At 65.6% G+C, this 26,864-nt stretch carries 23 protein-coding genes and 1 pseudogene; 5 read left to right on the forward strand and 19 right to left on the reverse strand.

Translation table 11 applies throughout. The features are described 5' to 3' along the window. Positions 1-21: 21 nt before the first annotated feature. Positions 22-900 (reverse strand): IclR family transcriptional regulator, encoded by an 879-nt coding sequence (locus tag MTX21_RS02595; RefSeq protein ID WP_280970377.1) that lies wholly within the window; start codon positions 898-900, stop codon positions 22-24. Between the two features lie 212 nt (positions 901-1,112). Between MTX21_RS02595 and MTX21_RS02600 the strand changes: the two genes are divergently transcribed. Next, complete coding sequence (locus MTX21_RS02600; protein WP_280970378.1) at positions 1,113-1,949, forward strand: hypothetical protein; 837 nt, start codon at positions 1,113-1,115, stop codon at positions 1,947-1,949. 5 nt (positions 1,950-1,954) lie between these two features. Here MTX21_RS02600 and MTX21_RS02605 read toward each other — a convergent pair whose 3' ends face one another. The 4 genes and pseudogenes from MTX21_RS02605 to MTX21_RS02620 all read right to left on the reverse strand — a co-directional run bounded on the left by MTX21_RS02605 (position 1,955) and on the right by MTX21_RS02620 (position 6,549). Then, positions 1,955-3,166, reverse strand: a complete 1,212-nt coding sequence (locus tag MTX21_RS02605; RefSeq protein WP_280970379.1) for an ABC transporter substrate-binding protein — start codon at positions 3,164-3,166, stop codon at positions 1,955-1,957. A gap of 45 nt (positions 3,167-3,211) precedes the next feature. Then, positions 3,212-4,068 (reverse strand): annotated as a pseudogene (locus MTX21_RS02610) (fumarylacetoacetate hydrolase family protein). 24 nt (positions 4,069-4,092) lie between these two features. After that, positions 4,093-5,607: a bifunctional 3-(3-hydroxy-phenyl)propionate/3-hydroxycinnamic acid hydroxylase gene (locus tag MTX21_RS02615; RefSeq protein ID WP_280970380.1), complete on the reverse strand. Its 1,515-nt coding sequence runs from the start codon at positions 5,605-5,607 to the stop codon at positions 4,093-4,095. Positions 5,608-5,757: 150 nt separating this feature from the next. Next, complete coding sequence (locus MTX21_RS02620; protein WP_280970381.1) at positions 5,758-6,549, reverse strand: DNA-binding transcriptional regulator; 792 nt, start codon at positions 6,547-6,549, stop codon at positions 5,758-5,760. Positions 6,550-6,697: 148 nt separating this feature from the next. Between MTX21_RS02620 and MTX21_RS02625 the strand changes: the two genes are divergently transcribed. Next, entirely contained in the window at positions 6,698-7,681 is a 984-nt protein-coding gene (locus MTX21_RS02625) for a VOC family protein (RefSeq protein WP_280970382.1), read from the forward strand. A 20-nt stretch (positions 7,682-7,701) separates the two neighbouring features. On the opposite strand, the gene MTX21_RS02630 is transcribed toward MTX21_RS02625, so the two are convergent. Together MTX21_RS02630 and MTX21_RS02635 are read right to left on the reverse strand one after the other, a co-directional pair. Next, positions 7,702-8,364: a response regulator transcription factor gene (locus MTX21_RS02630; protein WP_280970383.1), complete on the reverse strand. Its 663-nt coding sequence runs from the start codon at positions 8,362-8,364 to the stop codon at positions 7,702-7,704. Continuing rightward, positions 8,361-9,761 (reverse strand): histidine kinase, encoded by a 1,401-nt coding sequence (locus MTX21_RS02635; RefSeq protein WP_280970384.1) that lies wholly within the window; start codon positions 9,759-9,761, stop codon positions 8,361-8,363. Before MTX21_RS02635 ends, MTX21_RS02630 begins: the two co-directional genes overlap by 4 nt. 179 nt (positions 9,762-9,940) lie before the next feature. Here MTX21_RS02635 and MTX21_RS02640 point away from each other — a divergent pair, with 179 nt between their 5' ends. Beyond that, a complete protein-coding gene (locus tag MTX21_RS02640; protein ID WP_280970385.1) occupies positions 9,941-10,819 on the forward strand; it encodes a DUF3280 domain-containing protein in 879 nt (292 codons plus the stop codon). Between the two features lie 15 nt (positions 10,820-10,834). On the opposite strand, the gene MTX21_RS02645 is transcribed toward MTX21_RS02640, so the two are convergent. The 3 genes from MTX21_RS02645 to MTX21_RS02655 are packed head-to-tail and all read right to left on the reverse strand — an operon-like array spanning position 10,835 to position 13,873. Next, the gene (locus tag MTX21_RS02645; RefSeq protein WP_280970386.1) at positions 10,835-11,866 is read right to left on the reverse strand and encodes an L-idonate 5-dehydrogenase; all 1,032 of its coding nucleotides are present in this window, start codon (positions 11,864-11,866) and stop codon (positions 10,835-10,837) included. Between the two features lie 28 nt (positions 11,867-11,894). Next, positions 11,895-12,662, reverse strand: a complete 768-nt coding sequence (locus MTX21_RS02650; RefSeq protein ID WP_280970387.1) for an SDR family oxidoreductase — start codon at positions 12,660-12,662, stop codon at positions 11,895-11,897. Between the two features lie 11 nt (positions 12,663-12,673). After that, positions 12,674-13,873, reverse strand: coding sequence for a mandelate racemase/muconate lactonizing enzyme family protein (locus MTX21_RS02655; protein ID WP_280970388.1), 1,200 nt, complete (start codon positions 13,871-13,873; stop codon positions 12,674-12,676). Positions 13,874-14,056: 183 nt separating this feature from the next. On the opposite strand from MTX21_RS02655, the gene MTX21_RS02660 reads away from it, so the two are divergent. Both MTX21_RS02660 and MTX21_RS02665 read left to right on the forward strand, forming a co-directional pair. Further along, complete coding sequence (locus MTX21_RS02660; protein ID WP_280970389.1) at positions 14,057-14,818, forward strand: GntR family transcriptional regulator; 762 nt, start codon at positions 14,057-14,059, stop codon at positions 14,816-14,818. Between the two features lie 25 nt (positions 14,819-14,843). Then, complete coding sequence (locus MTX21_RS02665; protein ID WP_280970390.1) at positions 14,844-16,208, forward strand: MFS transporter; 1,365 nt, start codon at positions 14,844-14,846, stop codon at positions 16,206-16,208. Between the two features lie 92 nt (positions 16,209-16,300). Here the strand turns inward: MTX21_RS02665 and MTX21_RS02670 are convergent, their stop codons facing one another. The 9 genes from MTX21_RS02670 to MTX21_RS02710 all read right to left on the reverse strand — a co-directional run bounded on the left by MTX21_RS02670 (position 16,301) and on the right by MTX21_RS02710 (position 26,711). Then, a complete protein-coding gene (locus tag MTX21_RS02670; protein ID WP_280970391.1) occupies positions 16,301-16,531 on the reverse strand; it encodes a hypothetical protein in 231 nt (76 codons plus the stop codon). Positions 16,532-16,644: 113 nt separating this feature from the next. Continuing rightward, complete coding sequence (locus tag MTX21_RS02675) at positions 16,645-17,904, reverse strand: arsenic transporter (RefSeq protein ID WP_280970392.1); 1,260 nt, start codon at positions 17,902-17,904, stop codon at positions 16,645-16,647. A 20-nt stretch (positions 17,905-17,924) separates the two neighbouring features. Further along, complete coding sequence (locus tag MTX21_RS02680) at positions 17,925-19,193, reverse strand: MFS transporter (RefSeq protein ID WP_280970393.1); 1,269 nt, start codon at positions 19,191-19,193, stop codon at positions 17,925-17,927. A gap of 51 nt (positions 19,194-19,244) precedes the next feature. Beyond that, the gene (locus tag MTX21_RS02685) at positions 19,245-19,856 is read right to left on the reverse strand and encodes a hypothetical protein (protein WP_280970394.1); all 612 of its coding nucleotides are present in this window, start codon (positions 19,854-19,856) and stop codon (positions 19,245-19,247) included. Positions 19,857-19,890: 34 nt separating this feature from the next. Then, positions 19,891-20,628, reverse strand: a complete 738-nt coding sequence (locus tag MTX21_RS02690; RefSeq protein ID WP_280970395.1) for a hypothetical protein — start codon at positions 20,626-20,628, stop codon at positions 19,891-19,893. Between the two features lie 109 nt (positions 20,629-20,737). Continuing rightward, positions 20,738-22,102 carry a sigma-54 dependent transcriptional regulator gene (locus tag MTX21_RS02695; protein ID WP_280970396.1) on the reverse strand — a complete coding sequence of 455 codons (1,365 nt, stop codon included), beginning with the start codon at positions 22,100-22,102 and terminating at the stop codon, positions 20,738-20,740. Continuing rightward, positions 22,087-23,541, reverse strand: a complete 1,455-nt coding sequence (locus MTX21_RS02700) for a HAMP domain-containing sensor histidine kinase (RefSeq protein WP_280970397.1) — start codon at positions 23,539-23,541, stop codon at positions 22,087-22,089. The genes MTX21_RS02695 and MTX21_RS02700 overlap by 16 nt, the downstream gene beginning before the upstream one ends. A 35-nt stretch (positions 23,542-23,576) precedes the next feature. Continuing rightward, positions 23,577-24,017, reverse strand: coding sequence for an EamA family transporter (locus MTX21_RS02705; RefSeq protein WP_280970398.1), 441 nt, complete (start codon positions 24,015-24,017; stop codon positions 23,577-23,579). Positions 24,018-24,233: 216 nt separating this feature from the next. Continuing rightward, the gene (locus tag MTX21_RS02710; RefSeq protein WP_280970399.1) at positions 24,234-26,711 is read right to left on the reverse strand and encodes a PAS domain S-box protein; all 2,478 of its coding nucleotides are present in this window, start codon (positions 26,709-26,711) and stop codon (positions 24,234-24,236) included. Positions 26,712-26,864 lie beyond the last annotated feature (153 nt).

The following is a 26,864-nucleotide window of genomic DNA, read 5'->3' on the forward strand; positions in this document are numbered from 1 at the left end:
GTGGAGTGCCAGTTGCGTCGTTCATGGCCTGGCCCTCTTCTTGTTTTGTTTACGTGCTTCGATCGACGGCTCCGCAGCGTTGACAATCGCACGGATGTTGTCGGCAAGGGCGGCGATCCGCGGACCGATCTCGCCCTCCAACTGGCCGGGCTGAAGCCGGAACGCGGGGATGCCGCAGTTGATGGAGAAGGACTGTTTCAGCTCGCGCGCATGAAACAGCGGCGCGGCGACGGCATGGATCGAGGCGATGTACTCGCCCCAGCAGGCGCAGAAGCCGCGGCTTGCGCATTGCGCGAGGCCCGCGCGGTAAGTGTCGCGGAACGCCGACCACAGCTCGGCGTCTTCGTTCTTGATACGCTCTTCCAGGAATGCGGCGTCGGCCGGCGGCAAGGTCGCCGCCGCGGCGCGGCCCATTGCCGTCATCACCACGGAAATCGGCATGCCGATGTCGGGGACGTGCGGTCCGACATCGCCTGAGCGCGCAGTCTCGACATAGATCATGGAGGTGCCGTCGAGCAGGCCGATCGACACGGTGCCGCGGACGCTTTGCGCGAGCTCCTGCATCATCGGGCGCGCGACCTGGCGGAATTGCATATCGGCCAGCAGCGGATGCGCCATCCGCAAGGCGCGCGCACCGACGCGGTATTTCGCGCGCTCGGCGTCGTAGCGGAGATAGCCGAGCTCGGCGAGCGTGTGGGTGAGGCGCGCGACAGTCGGCCGCGGAATGCCGGTCAGTGTCGACAGCTCCATGTTGCCGAGCAGCGTCGTTCCAGCCTTGAACGCCTCGAGCACCACGAGACCCTTTGCAAGAGTCGTGGCGAAAGCTGCGTCATCGGCACTCTCGGCCAGCACTGCGGCGGCGGATGAGCAGGTCTGTTTGGACCTGAGAGTTCGAGCCATATGGAATTAATGAACCCGCCAGGCCGATCTGTCCAATAATTTCGCCAATCAGCCAAAAATTGTCCAACATGTGGACGAACTTTCGCGACCGCCGCAGGCCGGGGAGACGGCCGCAAAGCAACGTCAACGCACAGATATTTGTCGTGATTCCATGACGTCCTGTGACAGGATTGTTACGACGATATGTCAAATCGATAACAGCGGAGCGGTTCATGCTGCAGTGGCAGGCGCGGTCAAATCCCCTCGCGTGGTGGTGGGGGGCCCTGACGCTGGTGAGTGCCGCCAACATCCTCGTCTGGTTCATGCTGTACCGCGAGTTCTACCCGACGCCTTCGGCCAGCGTGGGCGGCGGCTCCGACATCGGGCTGATGTTCCTGCTCTGCGCAGCCTATGTGTTCGGCTGCGCCTTCCGCTCCGTGCTGCCGCGCGCCGACGTGCAGCGGATCTGTTTGTTCGACACCTGGCTGTCGAGCGTCTTCGTCGGCCGCTCGGTCGCAACCGTCGCAGAGGTCTGTTTCGCCGCGCAATGGGCCATCATTCTGCACCAGCTCGGCGGCATGGCGGGCGCACAGACGACCATCAACATCGCGCTCGTGATCGTGCCTGTGATCATCATTGCGGAGTGTTTCTCCTGGTACGCGGTGCTGACCACCAACTATCTCTTCAACGCCATCGAGAACTCGCTATGGGCGGTGACCTTCTTCCTGGCCGGAATCGCGCTGTGCCGCTTGATGCCAGAGTTTCAGGGCCCGGTGCGCTGGGCGCTGATCGCCGGCATCGTCGGCATCGCGTGCTTCCTCGCCTTCCTCGTCACCGTCGACGTGCCGATGTATCTCAGCCGTTGGCGGGCAGGGCATGCCGAGGGCAACAAGTTCCTCGGCTTCCTCGAGGGCCTGCATGACGTCAGCACGCGCTGGGTGGTGACCCACGACATCGCGCACTGGAAGGGTGAGCTTGCCTGGATGGCGCTGTATTTCAGCGCCGCGGTGTGGTCGAGCCTTGCGCTCTGCGCACTCTATGCGATGGAAATCACGCGCTATCTCGCCTGATCGGCTTACTTGCCGACCAGGCTGCACTTGCTGCGGTCGAGCGGGCGGAAGGCCTGGTCGGGCGGGATCGTCGCGACCAGCTTGACGAAGTCCCAGGGGCCCTTGGATTCCTCGGGCGTCTTGACCTGCACCAGATAGAGATCATGGACCATGCGTTGGTCCTCGTGGATGCGGCCATTGGTGGTGTAGGCATCCGACACCGGCGTTGCCTTCATCTTCGCCATCACGGTCGCGCTGTCGTCGGAATCGCTGTCCTTCACGGCTTGCAGATAATGGCGCACCGCGGAATAGACGCCGGCCTGGATCTGTGACGGCATCGCCTTGCGGCGCGCATAGAACGCATCGGAGAAGCGCCGGGCGGCGGGCGAGACATCCTCGAAGAACGAGGTGACGATGAGGTCGCCGCGGGTCGCCTTCAACCCAACCGACTCGATGTCGACGTTCTGGAACGACATCGGCACGATCTTCATGCCTTGCGCGGCAAGCCCGAATTCTTCCGCTTGCTTGATCGCGGTGGCGTTGTCGCCGGCGACGTTGATCGCGAGAATCTTTGCGCCCGACGACTGCGCCCGGAGCAGGAACGAGCTGTAGTCGGGCGTGCCGAGCTGCGCCCTGACGCTGCCGGCGACCTTGCCGCCGAGCTCGGTGATGCGAGCGCGCGCGGTCGCCTCGATCGAGTGGCCGAAGGCGTAGTCGCCGGTGATGAAGAACCACGGCTCCTTGCTGGTCTGCATGATGCCGGAGACCACGGCGGTCGCGGTGGAATAGGCGTCCTGGGTCCACTGCACGCTGGTCGGCGTGCAGGCTTCATCGGTGAGCTGGTTGGCGCCGGCGCCCGAGACGAGGAAGATCCTGCCATTGCCGCGCACCAGCTCCTGCACGGCGAGCGCCGCCCCCGAACTGCCGCCGTCGGCGATCGCCTGAACGCCGTCGTTGAACCACTTTCGTGCGAGGGACGATGCGAGGTCAGGCTTGTTCTGGTGGTCGGCCTGCAAAATCTCGATCGGCTTGCCGTTGATCTTGCCGCCGAACTCTTCCGCCGCCATCCGCGCCGCCTCGACCGAGCCAGGGCCCATTGCGGTCGCGAATACGCCGTTCATGTCGGTGAGGACGCCGACGCGGATCGCGTCGCCCTTGATCTCGGCGCGGGCCGCGGAACCGGCGAGCGCGAGCGCGACCAGCAGGGTGGCGGCGGATGTCATGCGGATTGTGCCCATGTCGTTTCCTGATTTTGTCGTCCGTTGATTGATCGGCGTCGGTGGTCAGGCCGTCTCGGCGATGACCCTGTTGCGCAAGATCCCGATGCCGGAGATCTCGACCTCGACGGTGTCGCCGGGGCGCATCCACAGCGGCGGCGTACGCTTGGCGCCAACGCCGCCGGGCGTACCCGTGACGATGACGTCGCCGGGGACGAGCGGGCAGATCGTCGAGATGTAGGCGATCAGCTCCGGTATCGCCGTGATCAGAAGATCGGTGGTTGCGTTCTGCACGACGATGCCATTGAGCCGCGTCTGCAAAGAGAGTTTTGACGGATCGGGGATTTCGTCCGTTGTCACCAGCCACGGGCCAAAGCTGCCGCTTTCTGCGAAGGTCTTGCCGGAGAGGAACTGGCTGGTGTGCCGCTGCCAGTCGCGGATGCTGCCTTCGTTGTAGCAGGCATAGCCGGCGACGTGGTCGAGCGCACGGCTTGCCGGGATGCGGCGGCCTTCCTTGCCGATGACGAGCGCGAGCTCGCCTCATAGTCGAAATCGTCGCTGACATCAGGCTTCACGATCGATTGGAGATGTCCGACCTGGCTGCAGGCGAAGCGGGCAAACAACGCCGGCTTCTCGGTGACGCTGCGGCCGGTCTCGGCGACGTGGTCGCGATAGTTCAGGCCGACGCAGATGATCTTGCCGGGATCGGGGATGACGGGCGCAAAGGTGATCTTGTCGAGCGGATGATCGGGCGCCACCGACGCGGCGAGCTTTGCCGCGTCCGCAAGCCGGCCCGTTTCGAGCAGCCGGCGCAGCGTCGTGCAGCCGTCGGCGGCCATGCGCGCACCGAGATCGACGACGCCGTCGTCCTTGACGGCTCCGAAGGAGGTGCGGCCGTCGGCGATGAATGAGAGCAGTTTCATGAGATGTCCTTGAGAGAGGTTCGGTCAGGCCGCGGACGGCACATGGGTTGGAGGGATGATTGCGGCTATGAGCAGGTCGAGCTCGGCATCGTTGCGGGCTGTGCCCTGAACATAGCGATCGGGGCGAACGAGCGCGGCGGTGATGCCGTGCTCGTGGAGCCAGCGTCCGACGCCCTCGGCATCATCGCCGGAGAGAATCGCGATGCCCGCTTGCGATAGCCCGCTGCGAAGACGGGATGAGAGCGCGGCGGCGCTCTCGACCAGAACAACGTGGGCGTAACCGATCCGATCGTCGCTACGGCTGCCGTCGTTCAACGCGAACTGCGGCGCAAGCTGTCCGACCAATGGTAGATCGTTGAGAGTGAGTCCGGGGCCGAGCAGCGGCTTTTTCACCTCGAGCTTCACTGGCGCGTTCTCGCGCGCTTCGCCGGCGGCGAGGCCCGCTTCGATCGCCTTGGTGTTGATGACGCCGCCGAGGCGAATGGCAAGCTCTATGAACTCGCGCACGTGAGGCAGGCGCTCGCTTTGATACGTGTCGAGCAAAGCGGCGCCGGCGCGGCCGCGCAGGATGGCACCGAGCTTCCACGCAAGGTTCGCGGCATCGCGGATACCGGCGCACATGCCTTGTCCGAGGAACGGCGGGGTCTGGTGCGCAGAGTCGCCAGCGAGCAAGAGCCGTCCGCTCCGCCATTGCTGCGCGATGGTGGAGTGAAAGGTGTAGACCGCGGCACGCTCGATCTCGGCGTCGCCGGGTGCGATCCAGCGCGACAAGAGCTTCCAGACCATTGCCGGCTGTGCGACCTCTTGGGAGTCTTCGTCGGGACGGACCGTGATCTCCCAGCGCCGTCGTGTACCGGTGCCGCGGACATAGGTTGCGGGACGGCGCGGATCGCAATGCTGGATGCTGTAGTCGCCGAGGTCGTCGCGGTTGCGCTTGAGCAGGACGTCGACGACGAGCCAGCGCTCGTGAAAGCCGAGATCATCCATGCCGGACCCGATGAAGCGGCGCACCAGCGAGCGCGCGCCGTCGCAGCCGACGACGTAGCCGGCGCGGATTTCGCTGAGCTTGCCGTTGGAGAGATCTTCATAGCGGACGCGTACGCCGCGTTCGTCCTGATCCAGCGCGAACACGTCGCAGCGGTTGCGCAAGGTGACGTGCGGCCAGCGGTTCAGGCCGCCGATCAGCACGTCCTCCAGGTCAGGCTGGTGGAAACGGTAGCTGAGATTCCAGCCCATCGGCGTCGGCGTTTGCGGACGCGACCAGTCCAGAAGCATCCGGCCGTCGGCGTCGAGGAAGCGCATGCCGGGGCTGAGGATGACATGCGGCAGAATGGCGTCGGCGAGGCCGATGGTCTGGAACACGCGCATGCATTCGTCGTCGAAATGCACCGCGCGCGGCAAATGGTAAGTCCGCGCCTCGCGCTCCAGCACCAGCGTCCGCACGCCGCAGAGGCCGAGCAGGTTGGCGAGCGTCGCGCCGACCGGGCCGCGGCCGACGATCACGACGTCGAAGTGTTTGGGGGCGGATCTATCTTGCATGGGGCTATCTCTTCCCCAAGTTATGCCCCCGCTTCAACGCCACCGCGCCAAGTGTCCGCCCTGCGGACGGATGCCTGGCACTCGTCAAGCCTGGCATGACGGTGCGGAGGAGTCCGCGCGAGAGCGACGACATATGGCTTTGGGTGAGGTCTAAACCCCGACCGGAATCGCGGACGCCGTCTCCTGAAGCTGCGTCGCGAACTGCGCGATTGCCTCGTCGATCCCGAGCGCCGAGCGGATCCAGATGATGGAGATGCAGCCAAGCACCGCGCCGCTGCGGACGATGGGAACGGCGATCGAGGCAGTCTTGGGATTGTATTCGCCTTCGCTGCGGATGGCGTAGCCGCGCGCCCGGGTCTCGGCGATCATGCGGTTGAAGCGAACGGACTCGAGGAAGGGGCGGTCGTCGACCTCGTCGATTCGGCGCAGATGATTGACGATCAGGTCGCGCTCGCGCGCGGGGCAGGCGGCGAGATAGGCGCGCCCCGCAGAGGTGCGCAACATCGGCAGGCGCTTGCCGATCATGCCGCGATCGATCGAGAGCGGGCTGCGGGAATGGGTGGTCTCCTGTACCACCATCGCCGCGTTCTCGTAGGTGGAGAGGTCGACTGGCCAGACCAGGGCCTTGCTGAGCTCGGCGAGAAAAGGCGCCGCCGCCTGGCAGATCACCACGCCGGGGTCGTAGCCGTCGCCGAGGCTGAGGGCGCGGCGGGTGACGCGAAAGCGGTCGTCGCTGGCGCTACGCGCGACATAGCCGAGCTCCTCCAGCGTTTCGAGCAAGCGGTAGACGGTGGGGCGAGGCAGGTCGAGCGCGCGCGCGACGTCGCCGGCGCGGATGCCGCCGGAGCGGTTGACCTCGTGCAGCACGTCCAGTCCGCGCTTGAAGGCGCGGACGCCCTCCGACTGCCGTGGCCGGTCCGGCCGCGTCCGCTCCTTGGACACTTCGAATTTCCTTCCTTGTGCCGCTTCGCCCCGCGACTATCGTCCTTGCGAATGCGAAGCGATGACCGGGACGCCACCGTAGGATCGCGCGCGGCCGGTATCAAGTTCGTCGCAATGCGGCGAACGCGAGACGATCGGGAGGACGTCGATGGAAATCACCGCGCTCGGCTATATCGGGATCAGTTCATCGGAGCTCGACCAGTGGAGCCGAATGGCGACCGGCTTGCTCGGCATGCAGCAGATCGACCGCGGCGGCAAGATGCGCGCCTTCCGCATGGACGATCGCAAGCAGCGGCTGATCGTCGATGGTAGCAGCGATGCTGGCCTGGCGATGATGGGCTGGGAGGTTCCGTCCACCGCCGAGCTCGACCGGCTCGCCGACCGCCTCGAAAGGCACGGCGTGAAGGTGACGCGCGGATCGCGCGCGCTCGCGGACGAGCGGCACGTGACCGAGCTGATTGCGTTCGCCGATCCTGCCGGCAACCGGCTCGAAGCGTTCTGCAAGCCCGAGCTTGCGACCGAGCCGTTCAAGCCGGGCCGGCCGATCTCGGGCTTCCGCACCGGCGCGCTCGGCATGGGACACGTCGTGCTTAACGTGGAGAACGTTGAGCCGCTGTTGCCGTTCTACCGCGACGTGCTCGGCTTTCACGTCTCCGACTTCGGGCTGAAGCCCTATGGGCTCTACTTCTTCCACGTCAACGGCCGCCACCACAGCTTTGCGATGGTGGGTTCGGGGCGGAAGGCGCTGCACCATTTCATGGTCGAGCTCGGCAGCCTCGACGATGTCGGGCAGGGCTATGATCTCGCGCAGATGGACGAGGGCCGCGTCGCCTACACGCTGGGGCGGCACACCAACGACCACATGACCTCGTTCTACGTCAACACGCCATCAGGCTTCTTCATCGAATATGGCTGGGGCGGGCGGGTCATTGATCCCGAGACCTGGCAGCCGCACGAGACCTTCGACGGCCCATCGCTGTGGGGCCACGAGCGGCTCTACATGCCCGAAGAGCAGCGCAAGCGCCTGCGCGACATGCGATTGGATGCGGCCGCGCGCGGGGTCCGCGTGCCAGACCCAAGCGTGCCGCCGCTGAACTGCGCGTGGCTCGACTCGGTGATCTCCCGCGAATGATCCGCCGCCGCGCGCGGCGCTCAGGCTTCCCCCAGGTCGGCCTGCGTCAGCAGGCCCTGGCGCAGGGCCAGCCGGACCAGCTCGATGTCCGAGGCGACGCCGAGCTTGTCCTTGATCAGGGAGTGTAGGTTCGCCACCGTCTTCGGGCTGACGTGGAGCGTTTCGGCGATCTCCTCCGTGCTCCGTTCGGCGAGCAGCAAGCGCAGCACCTCGAACTCGCGTGCGGTGAGGACGTCGGCGGCGGAGCTCTCGCCGGCAAGCCGGCTCAGCGCCAGCTCGTGGTCGATGTCGGGGCTGATGGCGATCTTGCCGGCGAGAATGTCGGTCACGGCGCGCACCAGCGTCTCGGGCGGACTGGTCTTGGTGACATAGCCCCTAGCGCCGGCGCGGATCGCCTGCACGGCAAAACCTGCGTTCTGGTGCATGGTGAAGACGAGGATGCGCGCGCCCTTGTCCCATTGCCTGATCCGCCTGATCGCTTCGATCCCGCCGATGCCGGGCATGCTCAGATCCATGATCACGAGATCCGGTTTTGCCGATTTGAACAGGCGGTAGGCCTCCGCCCCGTCGGAGGCCTCGGCCACGACGCGGAAGCCCGGCTGCTTCTGCAACACCGAGCGATAGCCTTCGCGAACGACGGCATGATCGTCGACCAGCATGATGGCGCAGCCGGCTCCGTTCATGCGGCGCGCTCTATGATGATGGAATCGACCGGTGCGGGGATTACGACGCGCAGCGTCGCGCCGCGAGTCCCGCCCGTGTCGAAGCTGAGCTCGCCGCCGAGCGCGGTGACGCGTTCGCGCATTCCGAGCAGGCCCATGCCGGATTTGACTGCGGCATCGCCGGGGCGGCCATCGTCAGTGATGCAAAGTGCGATGACACGATCGTCGTTCTCCGCAGCCCCGCGTGCGGCTAGTTCGAGGCTGACGCGCGTGGCGCCGGCATGCTTTGCCGCATTGGTGAGCGCTTCCTGCACGATACGGTAGAGCCCGGCACCGACGGCGGCGGGCAGGTTCTCGAACGCGCCGTCGAAGCGGACGTCGAACTTTGGCCGCCCACGGCTGCGCCCGTTCCAGCCGGCGACCAGGCCCTCGAGGCTGGCGACGAGGCCGAGCTCGTCGACATCGGGCGGACGCAATCTGAACAGCGCGCCGCGCAACGTCTCCATCATGTCCGTTGCGGTGCGTGCGATACCGTCGCATTCGGCAAGCAGGGTGGGGCAGTCTTCCGCGGCGGTCTGACGCGCCGATGCGGCGAGGGCGCGGATCGCAGCGAGCGATTGCCCGAATTCGTCGTGCAATTCGCGCGCAAGATGACGGCGCTCCTCGTCCTGGAGGGCGATCAGCTTGCGCGTCAGTTCGCTGCGTTCCGCGAGTGTGGTGGCGAGAGTCTCGGCCAGGTGGTTGAACACCTCGCGAATGGCCGACAGCTCCGCCAGATCGAACGGCGGCAGCCGTGCCGTCAGGTCGTTGGCGGCGATCCGTTCGAGGCCGGCGCGAACCACCTGTGTCGGACGCAACGCGCGGGCCAACGCCGCATAGACGAGGGCACAGAGCAGCGGTAGCGCGATCGCGAGCGCGGTCGTCAGCCGGCCCGCCTCATGCCAGGCTTGCGCCGTGAGCACGGCCGGATCGATCCATGCGACGGCTTCGCCGATCTTCATCCCGCGCGCCTCGACCGTGCGGACGGCTTCGCGGCCCGGATCGAACAGGCTGCGATAGAAGGCGGCGAAGACCCGTGGCGGTTCACCGCCCGCATTGGGTGCACCGCCGCAGAAGCGCTGAACGACATCGCCGTTGCTGCCGCGAAAGGCGAGACAGAGGCCGGGCGCCATCACGGAGGCGGCGACATTGTCCAGGTCGGGAAATTCGGAGCGCGGGTTGTTGACCCATTGGATCTTGTTGCGCTGGAGCTCCAGCGTCTTCGCGGCGAGAGCTGCGATCGCATCGATCCTAGCGTGCACCGAACGGTCGGCCTCGACGAGGAAGTAGGCCGCGATCGCCGCGAAGCAGAGCGCGGAGATCGCCGCCACGCGGAGCGTCAGGCGGAGTTTTAGGTCGGGCTTGGAGCGGTTCCACATCGGCGGACACCCTGACTGGTCTTCGGCCATTTAACGGCAGAACGGAACCGCCGGAAAGCGCCGCTGACGATCCGGGACGACGTCGTGAAATTTTCCCGGGCCTTGCCGGGACATAGATGGCTGCGGGGGCGGGGGCTGCCGGCCTAGCGTCAAGGCCCGTCCATCCCGCGAGGCCGCCCATGCGTCGATCCCCGCCTGTGTTCGTTTCAATTCTCCTGCTCGTTCTGCGGGCCGCTGCTGCGTCCGCCGCTGAGCCTGGTAGCGTTGCCATCGATGATTTCAGCTATCTGGACACGTCGGGCGAGCCCGCCAACCAGACCGCCGCTCACGAGAAGCGGCTGGCCGCGTTCATGGCCGCGCTGCGACGGGACATCGCCGCCGGCGAGCGCTACCGGCTTGTTCCGACCGCGCAGGACGGGGCAGCGTTCAAGATCATCGGCGGCATCCAGAAGACGAGCACGTTGGTGCAATGGGCAAAGGTCGCGGTGATCGACGTCGCTGCCCGTAAGGTCGTGATGGACAAGCTTTACACCTTTCGTGGCGACAATGACGAGGCGTGGGAGCACGCCGAGCGCTTCGTCGCGCGCGAGATCCTGGCGGCGCTCGCTGCACCGGCGCCGATCGCACTTGCGGTGTTCGAGTTCGAACTCGACGACAACACGGCTGCACCCGCGGTGGGCCTCGCGGCCACAGATAGCTCCTATCTGACCGAGGTGACGACTGCGGTGCGCGATGCGCTCGGGCAATCGGGCCGCTATCGCATCGTCGACGTCAGCGGCGTGCGCGAGGACGCCGTAAGATCCCGCGCCTTGCGCGACTGCAACGGCTGCGATGCCGCCATCGCGGCAAAGCTCGGCGCGGATCAATCGCTGATCGGCGTGGTGCGGCGCGTCAGCCGCACCGAATATACGATCGGCTTCCAGGTGCGGGATGCCCGGACTGGCGCCGTGGTGTCGCGCGGCGACAGCGGGCTGCGCATGGGCGCCGACTATTCCTGGAAGCGCGGCGCGGTCCGGCTGGTCAGCGATCGGCTCATCGAAGGCGCCGCGCAGCCCTGAGGCTCGCGGCTGGCCTCAGAACGTCAACTGCACCTTCATCGATTGGGCGCGGTCGCTGGCGAGCTCGAACGCGGCGACCGCGTTCTCGAACGGCATGGTGGCCGTGATCAACGGCTTCACGTCGATCAGGCCTTCGCCCATCAGCCGCACCGCGAGCTCGAATTCGGGATCGAAGCGGAAGGTGCCGCGGAGCTGCAATTCCTTGGCGACGATGGTGTTGATCGGAAGCGTCATCTCGCCGCCGAGGCCGAGCTGCACGAGGCTGGCGCCCGGCCGCAGCAGGTCGAGCGCAGTGCGCAGCGCGGCCTGGTTGCCGGAGGCTTCGAACAGCGTGTCGAACACGCCCTTGCCGGCGCGCCAGGCATCGAGCGCCGCAGCATTGCCCGCGACGTTGATGGCGTGACTGGCGCCGAGCTTCTTGGCGACCGCTAGCGGCGCCTCGGCAACATCCGTCACCACGATCTCCGCGGCGCCGCCGAAGCGCGCAACCAAAATCATCAGCGCGCCGATCGGGCCACAGCCAGTGATCAGCACACGCTTGCCGAGCAGGGGACCCGCCTGCTTGCCGGCATGCAGGCACACCGCGAGTGGCTCGGCGACCGCAGCTTCCGCCAGCGATAGCCTGTCGGCGATCGGCACCGCCTGCGTGGCATCGACGGTCAGGAATTCGCGAAAGCCGCCCTGCACATGCGGAAAGCGCATCGCGCTGCCGAGAAAGCGCATGTCGAGGCACTGGTTGCGCATGCCTTCCTGGCAATGCAGACATTGGCCGCACGGTTTGCTCGGGTTGACGGCAACGCGCGTGCCCGGCTTCACATGGCTGACGCCGTCACCGACCGCCGCGACAACGCCGGCGATCTCGTGGCCCAGCGCCATCGGCTGTTGGATGCGCACGGTGCCGAAGCCGCCATGATGATAGTAATGCAGGTCCGAGCCGCAGATGCCGCCATTTGCGATCTTGACGCGGACCTCGCCTGCACCCGGCGCCGCATCGGGATAGCTGTCGATCCGCAGGTCCTTCGGTGCGTGGATGACGACGGCGCGCATGGCCTGTTCCCTTGTTTCTCGCTCGCGATCACATCGCGGCGATCATGCCACCATCGACATAGATGATCTGGCCGTTGACGTAGGTGGAGGCATCTGAAGCCAGGAAAATCGCGGCCCCAACCAGCTCATCCGGCTTGCCCCAGCGCTTCGAGGGAATGCGGCCCATCAGCCAGTTGTTGAAGTCGGGATTGTTGACCAGAGCTTCGTTCATGTCGGTGAGCATGTAGCCGGGGCCGATCGCATTGGCCTGAATGCCGTGCTGGGCCCATTCCACCGCCATGGAGCGGGTGAGGTTCTTGATGCCGCCTTTGGCGGCGGTGTAGGGCGCGATGGTGGGGCGCGCCAGCTCGCTGCCGAGCGAGCCAATATTGATGATCTTGCCGTGCTTGCGCGGGATCATGCGCTTGGCTGCCTCGCGGCCGATGACGAAGGCGCTGGTGAGGTTGGTCTCGATCACCTTGCGCCATTCATCCGTGGTGAATTCTACCAGCGGCTTTCGGTGCTGGATACCGGCATTGTTGACGACGATGTCGACGGCAAGGCCCTTCTTGTCGAACGCATCGAAGGCGGCGACGATGGCCGCCTCATCGGTGACGTTGAAGGCCGCGCCCTCGGCCTGGTGCCCCGCGGCGCGAAATTCGCCGACGGCTTGCTCGACGCGCTTGGGATCGACGCCGTTGACGATCATCTTGGCGCCGGCCTTGGCCATGCCCTCGGCGATGGCGCGGCCGAGGCCGCGGGAAGAGCCGGTCACGAGCGCGGTGCGGCCGGAAAGGTCGAAGAGGGAGGTGCTCATCTCGAAATTCCTCAGACGTTGGAGCGGCGCACGGTGAGATCGCTGCGGTCGAATACCGCGGGCAGGAGGTCGACGCCAAGGCCGGGTCCTTCCATCGGGAAGACGTAGCCGTCCTTGATCACCGGCATGGTGGTGACGAGCTCATTGTACCAGCCCTTGTAGAAGGCGCGCACCGATTCCTGGATCAGCGTGTTGGGCTGGCTGAAGGACATGTGGATGGCGGCGACGAAGCCGACCGGGCCGATGCAATCGTGAGGAGCAAAAGGCCGGTGATAGGTTTCGGCCATGGCGGCGATCTTGCGGCCCTCGGTGAGGCCGCCGGTCCAGCACAGGTCCGCCATCACCACATGCATGGCGTCGCGATCGAGCATGTCCTTGTAGGGGAAGCGCGACCCCAGCGTCTCGCTGGCGCAGACCCAGACATCGGTCGAGCGCGCATATTCGGCCAGCGCCTGCGGCGAGTTCATCCGGATCGGGTCTTCGTACCAGGTCGGCCTGTACGGCTCGAGCGCGCGGGCGATCTGCTTAGCCGTCGGCAGATTCCACAGCGAGTGGAGCTCGACCATGATCTCCATCTTGTCGCCGACGGCTTTGCGGATTTTCTCGAACGGCTCGATCGCCTGCTTCATCTGCGCCGCGGTGATGAACAGGCCCTTATTCTCCTGCGCCGCCGGATCGAACGGCCAGATCTTCATGGCGGAGATGCCGCTTTCGAGCAGGCTCTCGGCCAGCGCATCGGCGCGGGTCATGAAGGCGTCGAGATCCTCGTATGGTCCTTCGGACTCGCCGAGATTCCAGTTGGCGACCGGGCTGATATTGGTCGAGCGGACGTATTTGGTGCCGGCGCAGGTGTTGTAGATGCGCTGCTTGTCGCGGCAGAGACCGCCGAGCATCTGATGCACCGGCTGGCCGCAGACCTTGCCGAACAGATCCCACAGCGCGATGTCGATCGCCGAAGCCGCGCGATATTCGACGCCGGTCGAGGACTGCGCCATCGGCAGGTTGAGCATGTCGCGGTGGATCGCCTCGATGTGCAGCGGATTGCGGCCGAGCAGGCGGGCGGCAAAGGTGTCGTGGATCTGCGCTTCGATGGCGCCCGCGCCATAGAAGGTCTCGCCGAGACCGATCACGCCGGCGTCGGTGTGGATGCGTACCCAGATGACGTTGGAGAATTCCTCGGTGCGCAAGGTTTCGATCGACGTGATCTTCACGGCAACAGTCCTCCCGTCACGAACGCGTTGCGCCCGTTTGTTGTTGATTTCCGCGCCGCATGAAGCGGCGGTCTCGGCGGGCAGTCTTACGCCTGCTTGTAATATATCACAACATGTTTTAAGAGGGCCACAAACAAGGCGCCGCCCTGCAAGGACGACAATGCGGGCCGACGGGAGGACGACATGGCACGGCGCAAGCGCGCGCTCGAGGTGGTGAGAGACGACGGCGAGGGCCGGCCCAGCCGTCGCAATCGGATCAACTTCTTCGAGCTTGCCTATCAAAGAATTGAGGAGCTGCTCGTCCATTGCGAGCTCAAGCCCGGCCAGTTCATGACCATGCTGGAATTGCAGCAGATCACCGGCTTCGGCCGCACGCCGGTGCATCACGCCGTCAATCGCCTCTCCGCCGACACGTTGATCATCATCCGCCCGCGCCACGGGCTGCACATCGCCCCGATTGATCTGGCGCGCGAGCGCATGCTGCTTGGCCTGCGCCGCGACATGGAGCGCTTCGTGATCCGTCTTGCAGCCGACCGCGCCAGCCTCTCGCATCGCAACCAGGCCCTGCACATCGAGCGGCTGCTGCGCGAGCGGCGTGCGAGCCTCACTCTTGACGAATTCAATAGCATCGATCGCCGCATCGACGCGCTGGTGCTGGAGGCGGCCGGCGAGCCGTTCCTCGCCCACACGCTGCGGCCGCTGCATACGCTCTATCGCCGCATCGGCTTCATCCATCACCGCTTCATGCCGGGCCAGGCCGACCTGTCCGGTACGATCGATCATCATCTGGCTATTCTCAATGCGGTCGCCAGCCGCCGCGTCGATGATGCGGTGAAGGCCAGCGATGCACTGATCGACTACATGGACTTGATGTTCACGGGAATGGAGGCGGGGATCGACCCGCGACTGCTCGATTGCAGCATCGAGCCGCTACTGGGCACGTAACGAGTTTTCAGGAGGACCAGACAACATGTCAACGATGGCCATGCCACAACCGATCGCGAGCGAAGCCGCGGTCCGCTACCTCATCACCAACTACAGTCCGAAAGGCAACAAGGTTGGCTGGCTGATGATGGCTTCGATCCTGGTCGAGGCTTGGGATCTGTATTCGATCGCCTTCGTACTGATCTTCATCCGCGAGCAGTACAATCCCGATCCGTTGATGCTGGGCCTTGCCGCCGCCGGCACGCAGGGCGGCGCGCTGATCGGCGCGCTGCTCGGAGGCTGGCTGTCCGACAAGATCGGCCGCCGCGTGATGTTCCTGGTGACGATGGTGATGTTCATCGTGCTGGCGCTCGCACAGGCCTTCGTGCCCAGCGTCGGCTGGCTCGTCGTGATCCGCTTCCTGCTCGGCATTCCCCTCGGCTCCGACATCTCGACCGGCTACACCTACATCATGGAATCCATGGCCAAGGGCGAGCGGGAGGTCATGGGCAACCGCTGGCAGTTCATGTTCGCGATCGGCGAAGTCCTAACCATCGGCGTCATCGTCATCTTCCTCCTGATCGACATGCAGCACGAGTTGCTGTGGCGCGTGACGCTCGGTCTCGGTGCGGTGCCGGCGCTGATCATCCTGATCATGCGCCACGACGTGCCGGAGACGGCGGTGTGGCTGGTGCAGAAGGGACGCTTCCGCGAGGCCAAGCAGGTCGCGCGCGAGATGTTCAACGACAATCTCGACATGCTGCCGGACCGGGACGTCGAGGTGCCGAAGGTCTCTACCCGCGCGTTCCTCGCCGACCTCAAGAAGGATCCGATCCGCTGGCGCGCCACGATCTACGGCTGGATCGCCTGCTTCGCCCAGGGCAGCGAGTTCTCGACCTTCGCCTTCTACCTGCCAGTGCTGTTTGTCATGGTCGGCGTGTCGAGCGTGCTCGGCAACAACCTGGTGACGATGGGACTGTTCTGTCTTGCCGCGGTGTCGGGCTGGGTCGGTCCGCTGCTGACGCCGAAGATCGGCCATCGCGGCATCGCGATCGCCGGCTTCGGCATCGTGCTAGCCTCGCTCCTGGTCGCGGCCTTCGCGCTCTACACCGACAACAAGATGCTGCTGCCGTTCGCCGCGGCCGCGATGCTGTGGGGCCATTATTGGGATGCCTCGAACTGCATGACGATCCCGACCATGGTTGCGAAGCCAAAATATCGCGGCACCGCGAGCGGCTTTGCCTACATGTTCGTGAAGCTGCCGTCGTTCCTGGCGATCTTCCTGTTCCCGTCGCTGTTCGCGGCGATCGGACAGGCGAATGCCACGCTGTTCGTCGCGATCTTCCCGCTGATCGGATTGCTCGCCGCGATCTTCATCCTGCCGGAAGTCTACGGCTACGAGAACGACTGACCGTGCTCGCGGGCGGATTTGTCCGCCGGCATCGCAATAGTTGATCGCGGCGGTGTCGCCGCGATCAACCCGCTCGACGGGTCTTCGGCGCGTCAGGGGCTCATGAAGATCGGATCGATCGTCGCCGTATGACCGAGCAGGCCGATCGCTTCCAGTGCGGCGCTATGCTGGTCGATCGCCACGATGGCGAGCAGGAGCAGCAGCACCGCGGCCGTGAACGCGAGCAGAGCGTTGGCCTTCTCGGGCTGATGTTCGCCCGGGCGGGCCAAAGCCTGCATCTGGCGGCGCGGCGAGAAGTGCTTCGGCAATTCCTTATTCTGCATGATGGACCTCCTTGCCGCGCCGCATGAGCAGGCGCGACAAGCTGAATGATAGGTCCGTTCTTGCCGGCGATATTGATATGGCGCAAATAGCCGCGCTTAAGCCCAGTGTGCGGCTACCAGATTGCCGCAGCTAACGCCGCGATCAGGGCCGGCGGCGTCACGAGCAGGCCCAGCTTGAGGAATGGCCAGGCGCCGACCTCGATCTTTTCCCGCCGCAGCGCCACCAGCCAGAGGATGGTGGCGAGCGATCCGGTGATCGAAAAGTTCGGCCCGAGATCGACGCCGATCAGGATGGCGCTGACGACGGAGGCCGGCAGATGGTCGCTGGCGACGATCGATCCCGCCACGAGACCGACCGGCAGGTTGTTGGCGATATTGTCGGCGATCGCGGTTGCGATCCCGACGCTCCAGGCAGCTTTCGGCATCGACTGCGCGACGGCCTCGTGCAGCAACGCGGACAGATGGCCGATCACGCCGGTCTTCACCAACGCTTCCACCATGACGAAGAGGCCGCCGACCAGCGGCAGCACGCTCCATGACACGTGCTTCAGCACCGGCAGCGGCGACTGGCGGTTGAGCATGAGAACGAGGCCGGTCGTCACCACGCCGCAGACGAAGGTCGGCAGGCCTAGCTGCTTGTCGAGTGCCGAGGCCGTCAGCAGCACGGCGCCGATCGCAGCAATACCGACAGCCGTCAGCTTGCCGCCGCGGCTGAGCTTCCGGTGCGGCACACGGTGCTCGATGGTCTCCTCCTTCAGCGCCCGATGCTGGGTAAGGCGCAGGACGATGTAGGTCAGCACGATCGAGGCGAGCGAGGGCAGCGCGAACAGGCGCAGCCATTCGGTGAGGTGCGGCATGCGGGAGGCGAACACCACGAGATTGGCCGGGTTCGAGATCGGCAGCACGAAGCTCGCGGCATTGGCGATGAAGGCGCAGACGAAGAGATAGGGCAGCGGCTTTGCGCCGGCCGCGCGCGTCGCGGCATAGACGGCGGGCGTCAGCACGATCGCAGTGGCATCGTTGGAGAGCAGCACCGTCACCAGCGTACCGACGAGATAGATCAGCAGGAACAGCCGCTGCGGCGAGCCGCCGGCATATTCCACGGCAAGCGCAGCGAGATAGTCAAACAGGCCTTCGAGCCGCGCCAGCTCGGCGATCAGCATCATCCCTATCAGAAAGAGATAGACGTCGATACCCTTCGCGATACCGGTGAGCGCGTCGTCCCACGACAGGAAGCCGAACAGCACCAGGCTCCCAGCACCGGCCAGTGCCCAGACCGCCTCCGGCAGGCGAAAGGGGCGGATGATCACGCCTGCGGTCGCCGGCAGGATGATGCTCCAGGCCCAAAGATTGTCGTGCGGCGCGAGTGGCAATGTCGGTCCTCGTTCGATGGCTATTCGGCTGCAATGGTCGAAGCGGGCAGCACCGTCGTCCCCCGTTGCGGTGGTGCTGTATGGGCGATTTGGCGCGTCTCGGGAAGGGCAAAGACGCAGACGACGGCGCCGATCGCGGCGATTGCACCAAGCGTGAGGAATGCTGCGCTATAGCCCGCGCCGACCACGACCAGGCCGGCCAGTGTGGTCGACAGGGCTGCACCCAAGCTTTGCGCCGTGATGACCGCGCCCTGGGCGACGTTGAAGCGGCCGGTGTTGCGCATGAGGTCGGCGACGATCACGGGAAAGATCGCGCCAAAAATGCCGGCGCCGACGCCATCGAGGAGCTGTACGCCGACCAACCAGTACGGATTGTCGGAGAGCGTATAGAGTGCGCCGCGGATGGGCAGGATCAAGAGCGCGGCGAGGAAGAAGTGCTTGTGGCCCCAGCGGTCGGCACAGGCGCCGACCAGCATCGCGAACGGCACCATCACCACCTGCGCCGCGACGATGCAGGCCGACATCAGGCTGGTGCCCATGTTCTTGTCCTGAAGAGCGAGTTTTTGCCCGACCAGCGGCAGCATCGCCGCGTTGGAGAGGTGAAACAGCAGGACGCAGATCGCGAAGACGAGCAAGGGACGGCAGGTGAGGAGCACGCTGAAGCCCGACGGCTGCTCGCCTGCGCGACCGTCAGCCAAACCGCGGGCAAGGTCATGGTCGATGGCACGTTCGGGGACGAGCATGATACTGACGAGACTTGCCAGCGACATGAAGGCGAGCAGGTAGAACACGATGGTTGAACCGAATTGGTAGGCCCCGATGCCCGCAATCGCCGCAGCCGCGGCATTGCCCGCGTGGTTGAACGTCTCGTTGCGTCCGATCCGTGCGGTGAAGGCGCGATGGCCAGCCGTGCCGAGCGATACGGCGGCAAGCGCCGGCGGAAAAATCACGCCGGCGGCATGCGCAATACTTTGCGAGATGGCGACCGGCACGAAGCGCGGGAAGAGCGGCAGCGTCAGTGAGGCGACCGTCACCAGAGTGGCTGCGGCAGCCATCGCCAGGCGCTTGGCCCTGGTCGCATCGATCAGCGCGCCCGCCGGCGTCTGCGCGACAATTCCGGCGATCGCAGCGATCGACATCACAAGGCCGATCCGGGCTTCGTTCCATCGTTGCTCCGTGAGGAGATAGACCGCAAGATAGGGGCCGAGGCCATCGCGGACATCGGCGAGGAAGAAGTTGGCCGCATCCAGCGCGCGGCTGGCGCGTCTGCGATCTGCAGGTGTGGACACGATAGCCTCCAGACCAATGCGGTGCGTTTCGTCCTCGCCGTGAGCGCCCGCCTAGGCCGCACGGACCTCGGCGTGGGATTTGGTCTTGTCTTTGGGTTTGGGCGTCTTGACCGGCTTCAGTGCGTGCGGGCCGGGTCCGATCTCCAGCACATGGATCACCCGACCGTGCTGCGTCTCGGCTCCGTCACCGCGCGCGGCGACCTTTGCACCCGGCGCGAGCAGGGTCGCGACGCTCTCGGCCTCCTTGGGCCCGATGCGAAGAACGACGCCATCTGAAAGCAGTGCGCCGCGAAGCTCGCCCCTTGGGCCGAACAGAGACATCCGTACATTGCCTTCGGCGGCCATCGGCTGATGCTTGAGCTTTGGATGTTTGCGGTCGGGCTCCGGGCCCTCATCGATGATCTGTCGCCCACCGGATGAGGTGATGGCGACGGCGGCGACGAGGTCGGCCCCGCGCGGCCGCACACCCCGAACGCGGACCGTGTCGCCGGGGGAGAGGTGGCGGGTCAGTTCGCTCGCCAGGTGCGGTGGCGTGTGAACCAGGATTACAGTCCGTCCGTCAGGTTTCATGACGAAGCCATCGACCTCACCATGGGGATTGAGAATGAAGCGCTCGAAGGTGCCTTCGACTTCGGGCAGGTAGTCGGGATCGATCCAATGCATTGGTTTTTCTTTCTCGGTTGATTGAACGGACGCATTAGCTGCGCGGGGGCGGAGGAGGTGGAAGACCAGAGCCGGGCAGGGGCGGAGGCGGCGGCGGGCCGCGCCGGTCGGGACCATCCGCGGGACCGCGGGGCGGCCGCGGGCCGGCGAGTTCGCTCATCTGCTCGGGCGAGTTTCCGATCGCCTGCACGTCGACCACTCTGCCGAGTGGCGTGTCGAGGATGCCGCCGCGCACTGAGACGGGTTGACCCTGCCGCAGCCAGTCCTGCAGACGTTCAGCCTCCGGCGGTGGGAGGCGCAGCACTGTGCCGTCCTCCAGCAGCGCGCCGTTGACTTCGCCGCGCTTGCCATGCAGCGGCGCGGCGATCCTGCCGTTGATCATCTGGTCCTGACCGCGATCGCGCCGGTCAGGCGGGCCGCTGTCGACGACGCTGCGGCCGGTGGCGACATTGGTGATCGATGCGGCATCGACCAGGGCCACCGCGCGGGCCCGCAGGCCGCGGATCGAGACCTGATCGCCCGGGTGGATCGAGAAGACCGTTTGTGCTGTCAGATGCGGCGGCAGCTTCACCTCGGTGCCATCGGTCAGGATGATGCCATCGACGTCGCCGCGCGGTGTCAGCGTGTATTGCTTGACCGTGCCGCGCGACTCCGGAAGCTCTGAGGAATCCCATATCGGGCCTGTGGTCTGCGCGTAGGCGGCCGCATTGGCGCCGATCGCCGTGGTGGCGAGCAGCGCATATAACGGCCATCGCATGCGTGCTGTTTTCATGGAACAACTCCTTTCGATTTCGCGACGATGTCGCCTGGCCATGCTTGAGCAAGCGATATGCCAGTCGCGAGATCGTTGATTTCAAAGGAGTTGTTGCAAGGTGCCGGGGTTATTCGTCGTCTTTGCGGACACGGTCCGTCAGGTTTTCTGACGCCTCCGCCGCAATCCCGTAGCGCTGCATCTTGGTGTAGAGAAGCTGGCGGTTGATGCCGAGTCGGCGCGCAGCTTCCGTCCGGTTGCCATCGCACGCAGCCAGCGCGCGTAGGATCATCGTCTTCTCAAGCTGCGCGACTGCGGCCGGAAGGTCCGCATCGGGAGGGGAATCTGGCGGCTGCACGTCGGCGCGGCTGGTGTCGATGTCGCCGGGCCCGATCACGTCGGACCGGGTTAGGATGTAGGCACGCTCGATCACATTGCGAAGCTCGCGGACGTTGCCGGGCCAGCCATGCCGCTGCAACTTCTCGATCGCCGCGGCGTTGAGCCGCTTGTGCCGTCCGCTTGGCGTGGCAACACGGGCAAGGAAGTGCTCGGCGAGCGGGACGATATCCGCCGCGCGCTCGCGCAGCGGCGGAATCGCAATGGGCAGGACGTTGAGCCGGTAGTAGAGGTCTTCGCGAAACTCCTTCGCCGCGACGAGTTTGGCAAGATCGCGATGGGTGGCAGTGATGACGCGCGCGGTGGTGCGCACCGGCTTGCCACCCACGGGGGTAACGACCTGCTCTTGCAGGGCGCGCAGGATTTTCGCCTGCATGGCAAGCGGCATGTCGCCGATCTCGTCGAGGAACAGCGTGCCATTGCCGGCGTCGCGAAACGCGCCGGCCCGGTCTGCGGTCGCGCCTGTGAAGGAGCCCCTCACATGGCCGAACAATTCGCTCTCGAGCAGGTCTTCGGGAATGGCCGCGCAATTGACCGCGACGAACGGATCATCCTTGCGCTTGCCGTAGATGTGGAGTGCGCGAGCCACCAGCTCCTTGCCGGTGCCGGTTTCACCATGGATCAAGACGATCGCATCGCTGTCGGCAGCGAGCCCAATCGCCTTCTGGACGCTGCGCATCGCCTCGCTCGATCCGATCAAGCTGTCGCCGGCCTCGCGCGCGGGTACCAGGATCGAATGCGCGCGTTCGGGCAGGCGCTTCAGTAGCGCCTTCAGCTCCTCGCGGCCGATCGGCTTGCTGAGATGATCGAAGGCGCCGAGCCTCATGGCTTCGATCGTGTTCGCGGCGCTGGCAAACGCCGTCAGCACCACGACCGGCGGCGCATCGCGTTCCGACCGGATTCGACGCAGCACCTCGATGCCATCCATGCCGCCGGGCATGCGCAGATCGAGCAGCACGGCGTCGACGTCGTCGCTGAGCGCGGCAAGGCCCTCCCGGCCGGACGCCGCCAGGCGAGAGGTATGGCCAAGGTCGGTCAGCGCTTCGGCAAGACCCTCGCGCAGCGCCGCATCGTCATCGACAATCAGGATGATCGCCATGGCACCTCGATCTCGAACGTCGCGCCGCGTGGGGCCGGCACGAGCCGTGCTTCGCCGTCATGATTTCGCGCGATCTCGCGCACGATGGCAAGACCGAGCCCGGTGCCGTCCGGCCGTCCGGTGACGAACGGTTCGAACAGGTGTTCGCGCAGCTCGGCGGAAATGCCGGCACCGGTATCGGCAACCCGCAGCACCAGGCTGCCATCCCGGCGGCGGGCGTCGACCGCCACGATGCCTCCGGGCGGGCAGTTCTGGATGGCGTTGAGGATCAGATTGTCCAACGCGCGCTGCATCTGGAAGGGGTCGAACCGTGGCAACTCCCGGCACGCGCCTTCTGTTCCCGCCGTTATGATCAGGTCCTTGGCGGCCGCGAGCTCGCGATGGGCGTCCAACGTCCTTTGGATGAAGGACGCAAGATCGACGTCCGTGAGCTTCGGCTCGTGCACCTGGGTCATATCCAGCAAATCCCGCAACAGAAGATCGAGCCGGTCAACCTGTTGCAGGATGGTGCTGAGAGCCGCGTTGCTGCGTGAGCCGTCAGCGACGGCGAGCGCGTTCTCGGCCTTCAAGCGCATTGCTGCGATCGGATTGCGAATTTCATGCGCAAGGCCGGCCGATAGGCGGCCGAGCGCGGCGAGCCGCTCGGCGCTCGCGGCGCGCCGGCGCTCGAGCGAGAGACGCTCGCCGGTCGCATTCAAGGCATCCACCAGCCGATCGAGCTCGGGCGTGCCGGTACGCGCCAGCTTCGGCAGGTCGACCAGACCGTCCCGCCGGTGGTCAAGCTCGCTCTCGATCAGCGCGATGTTGCGCGACCACGTGTAGAGCAGTCGGGCGAGCCAGAGGGCCGATCCGAAGATCGTCAGGGCCAGAAGCATGAGGCCAGCCAGCAATTGCGTGTATGCGGGTCCCTGCGCGGTGAAGACCCGCGTCATGGTCCAGCCGGTGGCGCCTTGCAACGGGCCGCGCAGCGGGCACGCATGCACGATGAGGACCTGGGATCGGCCGGCTTGCTGGATCGATGCGGGGCGCCCGGAGCGCAAGGCCTCGGAGTTGACCTCGCGAATGGTGTACTGCTCGGCTGCCGGCAGATCGGTCTTCGGGCCGGTCCCTTCGTAGGTCGGAAATGCGTAGGCAAGCGAGCCGGCGTCGGCTTGCCAGATTCCGCCTTCCACACCGGCCGCGCCGGCGAGAGCGGTCTGGGTCACACCGGTCAGCTCGCCTTTGAGCCGATCGTCGATCGGCCCGCCAGACCAGCCCGCGACGAAGAATTGATAGCGGTCGGCGAGATCGCGGCAGGCGCGGGCGACGAGTTCCTCGGACCGCGCCAGGCGCGCATTGGCGGTCTGCTGAAATGACTCGAACAGCAGGTAACCGGTCGCAATGCCGGAGACGACCAGCATGATCCACAGAGCCAGCAGTCGGAAACGAAGAGAGCGCATTGCTGCGTCCTGTGACTTGTCGCCTGATCAATACCTCAAAATTTTATCGCCAGCAGCACCGCGCTGGCGCCGATCATGGCGATGCCGAGCCAGCCCTGCGAGGTCGGGCGCTCGCCGAGAAAGGCGAAGGCGAAGAGGGCAACCAGGACGACGCTGAGTTTGTCGATCGGCGCCACCAGCGTCGCGGGACCGAGCTTCAGCGCACGGAAATAGCAGAGCCAGGACGCGCCGGTCGCAAGTCCCGACAGCACCAGGAATAGCCAGGTCTTCGACGAGATCGCCGAGGGCACGGCAAACTGGCTGGTGAGGAACAGCAGCACGGAGAAGGCGAGCAGCACCACGATGGTGCGGATGAAGGTCGCCAGATCCGGATTGATGTTCTCGACGCCGACTTTGGCAAAGATCGCGGTCAACGCGGCAAAGCAGGCCGACAGAAACGCCCAGGTCTGCCAGGCGGAGAGGAGGGCGGGTTTCACGGGTGGGTATCCGATGCGGTGGCTGTTCAGCGGTCGTTATGCGGATGACTGCAGCCTAAACTCAGGTGTCGTCCCGGCGAAGGCCGGGACCCATACCGCGGAATCTCCCTTGAGGCACGCGCGTCGTCGTTTTCGCCAAACACAATCCTGTGGTTATGGGGTCCCCGGCCCCCGTGCGCAATTGCGCACTAGGCCGGGACGACATTGGGGCTGCACTCACCGCACAACCGACAGCTTCTCCGTGATCGCCTTGCGCAGGATCCGCGACAGCGCTTCCACCGAATACGGCTTCTGGATCAGCTCGAAACCGCGGTGGGCGTTTTCGGCGAGCACATTGCTGTAGCCGCTCGTGAGCACGACGGGCAGGCCCGGATAGCGCTCGCGGATGATGCCGGCGAGCTCGACGCCGTTCATCCCGGGCATGATGACGTCGGAGAAGACGAGGTCGACGGCGAATTCGTTCTCGTTGAGGATTGCCAGCGCCGCATTGGCGTTGGCGACGCGGCGTACGACATAGCCGAGGTCTTCGAGGAGCTCGGTGGAGAAACGGCCGACATCGTCATTGTCCTCGACCACGAGCACGCGGTAACCGCGCCCAGTGGTTGCGGCCTCGCTGGTCAGTGCTGCGGCTTCCCTCTCCCCGGCAGGGCTCTGCGCCTGCGGCAGATAGATGGTGAAGGTCGCGCCGTGGCCTTGCGTGCTCGTCACCTCGATGTCGCCTTCGGACTGCTTTGCGAAGCCGAAGGCCTGGCTCAGGCCAAGCCCGGTGCCCTTGCCGACCTCCTTGGTGGTGAAGAACGGCTCGAAGATGGCGTCGATGTTTTCCGGCGCGATGCCGCTGCCGGTGTCCGACACCGAGATCGCGACGTAGTCCCCGCCGCGCGCCGATTGCGCGCGCAGGCTCGGAATGCCCAAGACCTTCCGGACCGCGATGGTGAGGCGGCCTTCGTCATCCATTGCATCGCGGGCATTGATCGCAAGGTTGATCAGTGCGATCTCGAACTGGGCGATGTCGGCCACGGTGAAGCAGTCGGCGTCCGTGATCTCCACCGCGATCTCGATGCGGCCGCCGACCAGCGGCCGGACAAGCTGCGCCACGCTCTCGACCTGGCTGCCGACATTGAAGATCTGCGGCTTCAGCGGCTGCCGGCGGGCAAAGGCCAGGAGCTGGGCGGTCAGCTTGGAGGCGCGCTCGACGGTCTCGGAGATCGCATCGACATAGCGGCGGCGGCGCTCCTCCGGCAGCTCGCGGCGGCGCAGGAAGTCGGTCGCGGATCGGATAATGGTGAGGAGGTTGTTGAAGTCGTGCGCGACGCCGCCGGTGAGCTGGCCGATTGCCTCCATCTTCTGCGACTGTCGCAGCGCCTCCTCGCCGCGCCGCCGCTCGGTGATGTCGACGGCTTCCGGCACCGCACCGGAAATGTTGCCGTGGCGGTCGAGCACGGGGCGCATGCCGAACTCGAAATCGCGCTCGCCGACGGGAAGACGCAGGCGCATCTCCAGTCGTACGGCTTCGCCTTTGAGCACGGTGTCGAAGGCCTCGCGCACGATGGTGCTCATGCCCTCCGTGGCGGTGAACCAGGGCGTCTCCCAGAACGGCTTGCCGATCATATCGCGTACCTCGGCGCGGATGCCGTCGAGCGCAGTCCGGTTGGCGTAAACCAGCTCGCCTTTGAGATTGACCAGCCCCTGATACTGGTTGCTCGTCTCCAGGATCGCGCGCAGCCGCGCCTCGTTGGACTCGAGCTCTGCGGTGCGCTCGGTGATGCGCTCTTCGAGCGTCTCGTTCAGCCGCCTCAGCTCGATCTCGGCCTGCTTGGCCGCGGTGATGTCGTGGGCGACGCCGATGAAGCCGATGTGCTTGCCGGTCGGATCCCAGCGCGGCTGGGATTCCGAGCGCAGCCAGCGCCACTCGCCATTGGCATTCTTGTAGCGCGCTTCCAGCACGAAGGGCTTGAGCGACGCCTCGCCCTGGACCGATTGCTGCAGCACGCGCGGCAGGTCGTCCGGATGCAGCACCTTGCGCCAGTCGAAATCAATGGCTTGGTCGTAGGGCAGGCCGACGAAATCGACATAGGCCTGGTTCGCGAAGGAGCGCTTGCGGTCGAGCTTGGTCACCCAGATCGGCACCGGCGCGCTGTCGGCGATCAGCCGAAAGCGCTCCTCGCTCTCGCGCAATGTGGCCTGGGCCAGCATTTGGTCGGTGACGTCGAGGTCGGCGCCGACCAGCCGCACCGCGCGGCCGCTCGCATCGCGGTCGATCTTGCCGACAACACGGATCCAGCGCACCTCGCCGTCGTTGGGGCGGATGATGCGGTACGTGTCGGAATAATCGTCGCTCTCGCTCTTGAGGGTGCCGAACAGCCGCTTGATCGTGCGCTCGCGATCGTCGGGATGGATTCGCTGCTTCCAGTCGCCATAGGTCTCGTTGGCTGACTCGGGCGGCAGACCGTGGATCAGGAGATATTCGGGCGTACGCCGGTTCTTGACGCCGTCGCGGAAGTCAATCTCAAGCCCGCCGACGCCGGCGATGCGCTGGATCCGCGCGAGCTCCGCCTCGCGCTCCTGGAGCGCACGATAGGCGTTGTCGCGCTCGCGCGCGATCTCCTCCAGGTGCTGGCGCAGCCTTTCGGCGGCGATGGTCTCGGGCAAGGTGTCGTTCAAGGCGTTGGCCGTTGTGATGCGGGTGCGCACGTGCCGGGCCGATCTTCACACAGACGGGGCGGGATGACCATTGCTCAATGGGAGAGTGCTTAAGGAAAGGATCCGTCGCTGTCGGCGTATCGTGACGTCAGATGGGGAAGGCATGAACGGCCGGCAACGCCGTGTTTGGCAATTTGTTCCGGA

Source organism: Bradyrhizobium sp. ISRA430 (assembly GCF_029909975.1).
GTDB lineage: Bacteria > Pseudomonadota > Alphaproteobacteria > Rhizobiales > Xanthobacteraceae > Bradyrhizobium.

Excerpts from the sequence above, each read along its gene's own strand:
- MTX21_RS02595 (WP_280970377.1), bottom strand. The coding sequence starts at position 900 with ATGGCTCGAACTCTCAGGTCCAAACAGACCTGCTCATCCGCCGCCGCA.
- MTX21_RS02600 (WP_280970378.1), top strand. The coding sequence starts at position 1,113 with ATGCTGCAGTGGCAGGCGCGGTCAAATCCCCTCGCGTGGTGGTGGGGG.
- MTX21_RS02605 (WP_280970379.1), bottom strand. The coding sequence starts at position 3,166 with ATGGGCACAATCCGCATGACATCCGCCGCCACCCTGCTGGTCGCGCTC.
- MTX21_RS02615 (WP_280970380.1), bottom strand. The coding sequence starts at position 5,607 with ATGCAAGATAGATCCGCCCCCAAACACTTCGACGTCGTGATCGTCGGC.
- MTX21_RS02625 (WP_280970382.1), top strand. The coding sequence starts at position 6,698 with ATGGAAATCACCGCGCTCGGCTATATCGGGATCAGTTCATCGGAGCTC.
- MTX21_RS02630 (WP_280970383.1), bottom strand. The coding sequence starts at position 8,364 with ATGAACGGAGCCGGCTGCGCCATCATGCTGGTCGACGATCATGCCGTC.
- MTX21_RS02635 (WP_280970384.1), bottom strand. The coding sequence starts at position 9,761 with ATGTGGAACCGCTCCAAGCCCGACCTAAAACTCCGCCTGACGCTCCGC.
- MTX21_RS02640 (WP_280970385.1), top strand. The coding sequence starts at position 9,941 with ATGCGTCGATCCCCGCCTGTGTTCGTTTCAATTCTCCTGCTCGTTCTG.
- MTX21_RS02645 (WP_280970386.1), bottom strand. The coding sequence starts at position 11,866 with ATGCGCGCCGTCGTCATCCACGCACCGAAGGACCTGCGGATCGACAGC.
- MTX21_RS02650 (WP_280970387.1), bottom strand. The coding sequence starts at position 12,662 with ATGAGCACCTCCCTCTTCGACCTTTCCGGCCGCACCGCGCTCGTGACC.
- MTX21_RS02660 (WP_280970389.1), top strand. The coding sequence starts at position 14,057 with ATGGCACGGCGCAAGCGCGCGCTCGAGGTGGTGAGAGACGACGGCGAG.
- MTX21_RS02665 (WP_280970390.1), top strand. The coding sequence starts at position 14,844 with ATGTCAACGATGGCCATGCCACAACCGATCGCGAGCGAAGCCGCGGTC.
- MTX21_RS02670 (WP_280970391.1), bottom strand. The coding sequence starts at position 16,531 with ATGCAGAATAAGGAATTGCCGAAGCACTTCTCGCCGCGCCGCCAGATG.
- MTX21_RS02685 (WP_280970394.1), bottom strand. The coding sequence starts at position 19,856 with ATGCATTGGATCGATCCCGACTACCTGCCCGAAGTCGAAGGCACCTTC.
- MTX21_RS02690 (WP_280970395.1), bottom strand. The coding sequence starts at position 20,628 with ATGAAAACAGCACGCATGCGATGGCCGTTATATGCGCTGCTCGCCACC.
- MTX21_RS02695 (WP_280970396.1), bottom strand. The coding sequence starts at position 22,102 with ATGGCGATCATCCTGATTGTCGATGACGATGCGGCGCTGCGCGAGGGT.
- MTX21_RS02700 (WP_280970397.1), bottom strand. The coding sequence starts at position 23,541 with ATGCGCTCTCTTCGTTTCCGACTGCTGGCTCTGTGGATCATGCTGGTC.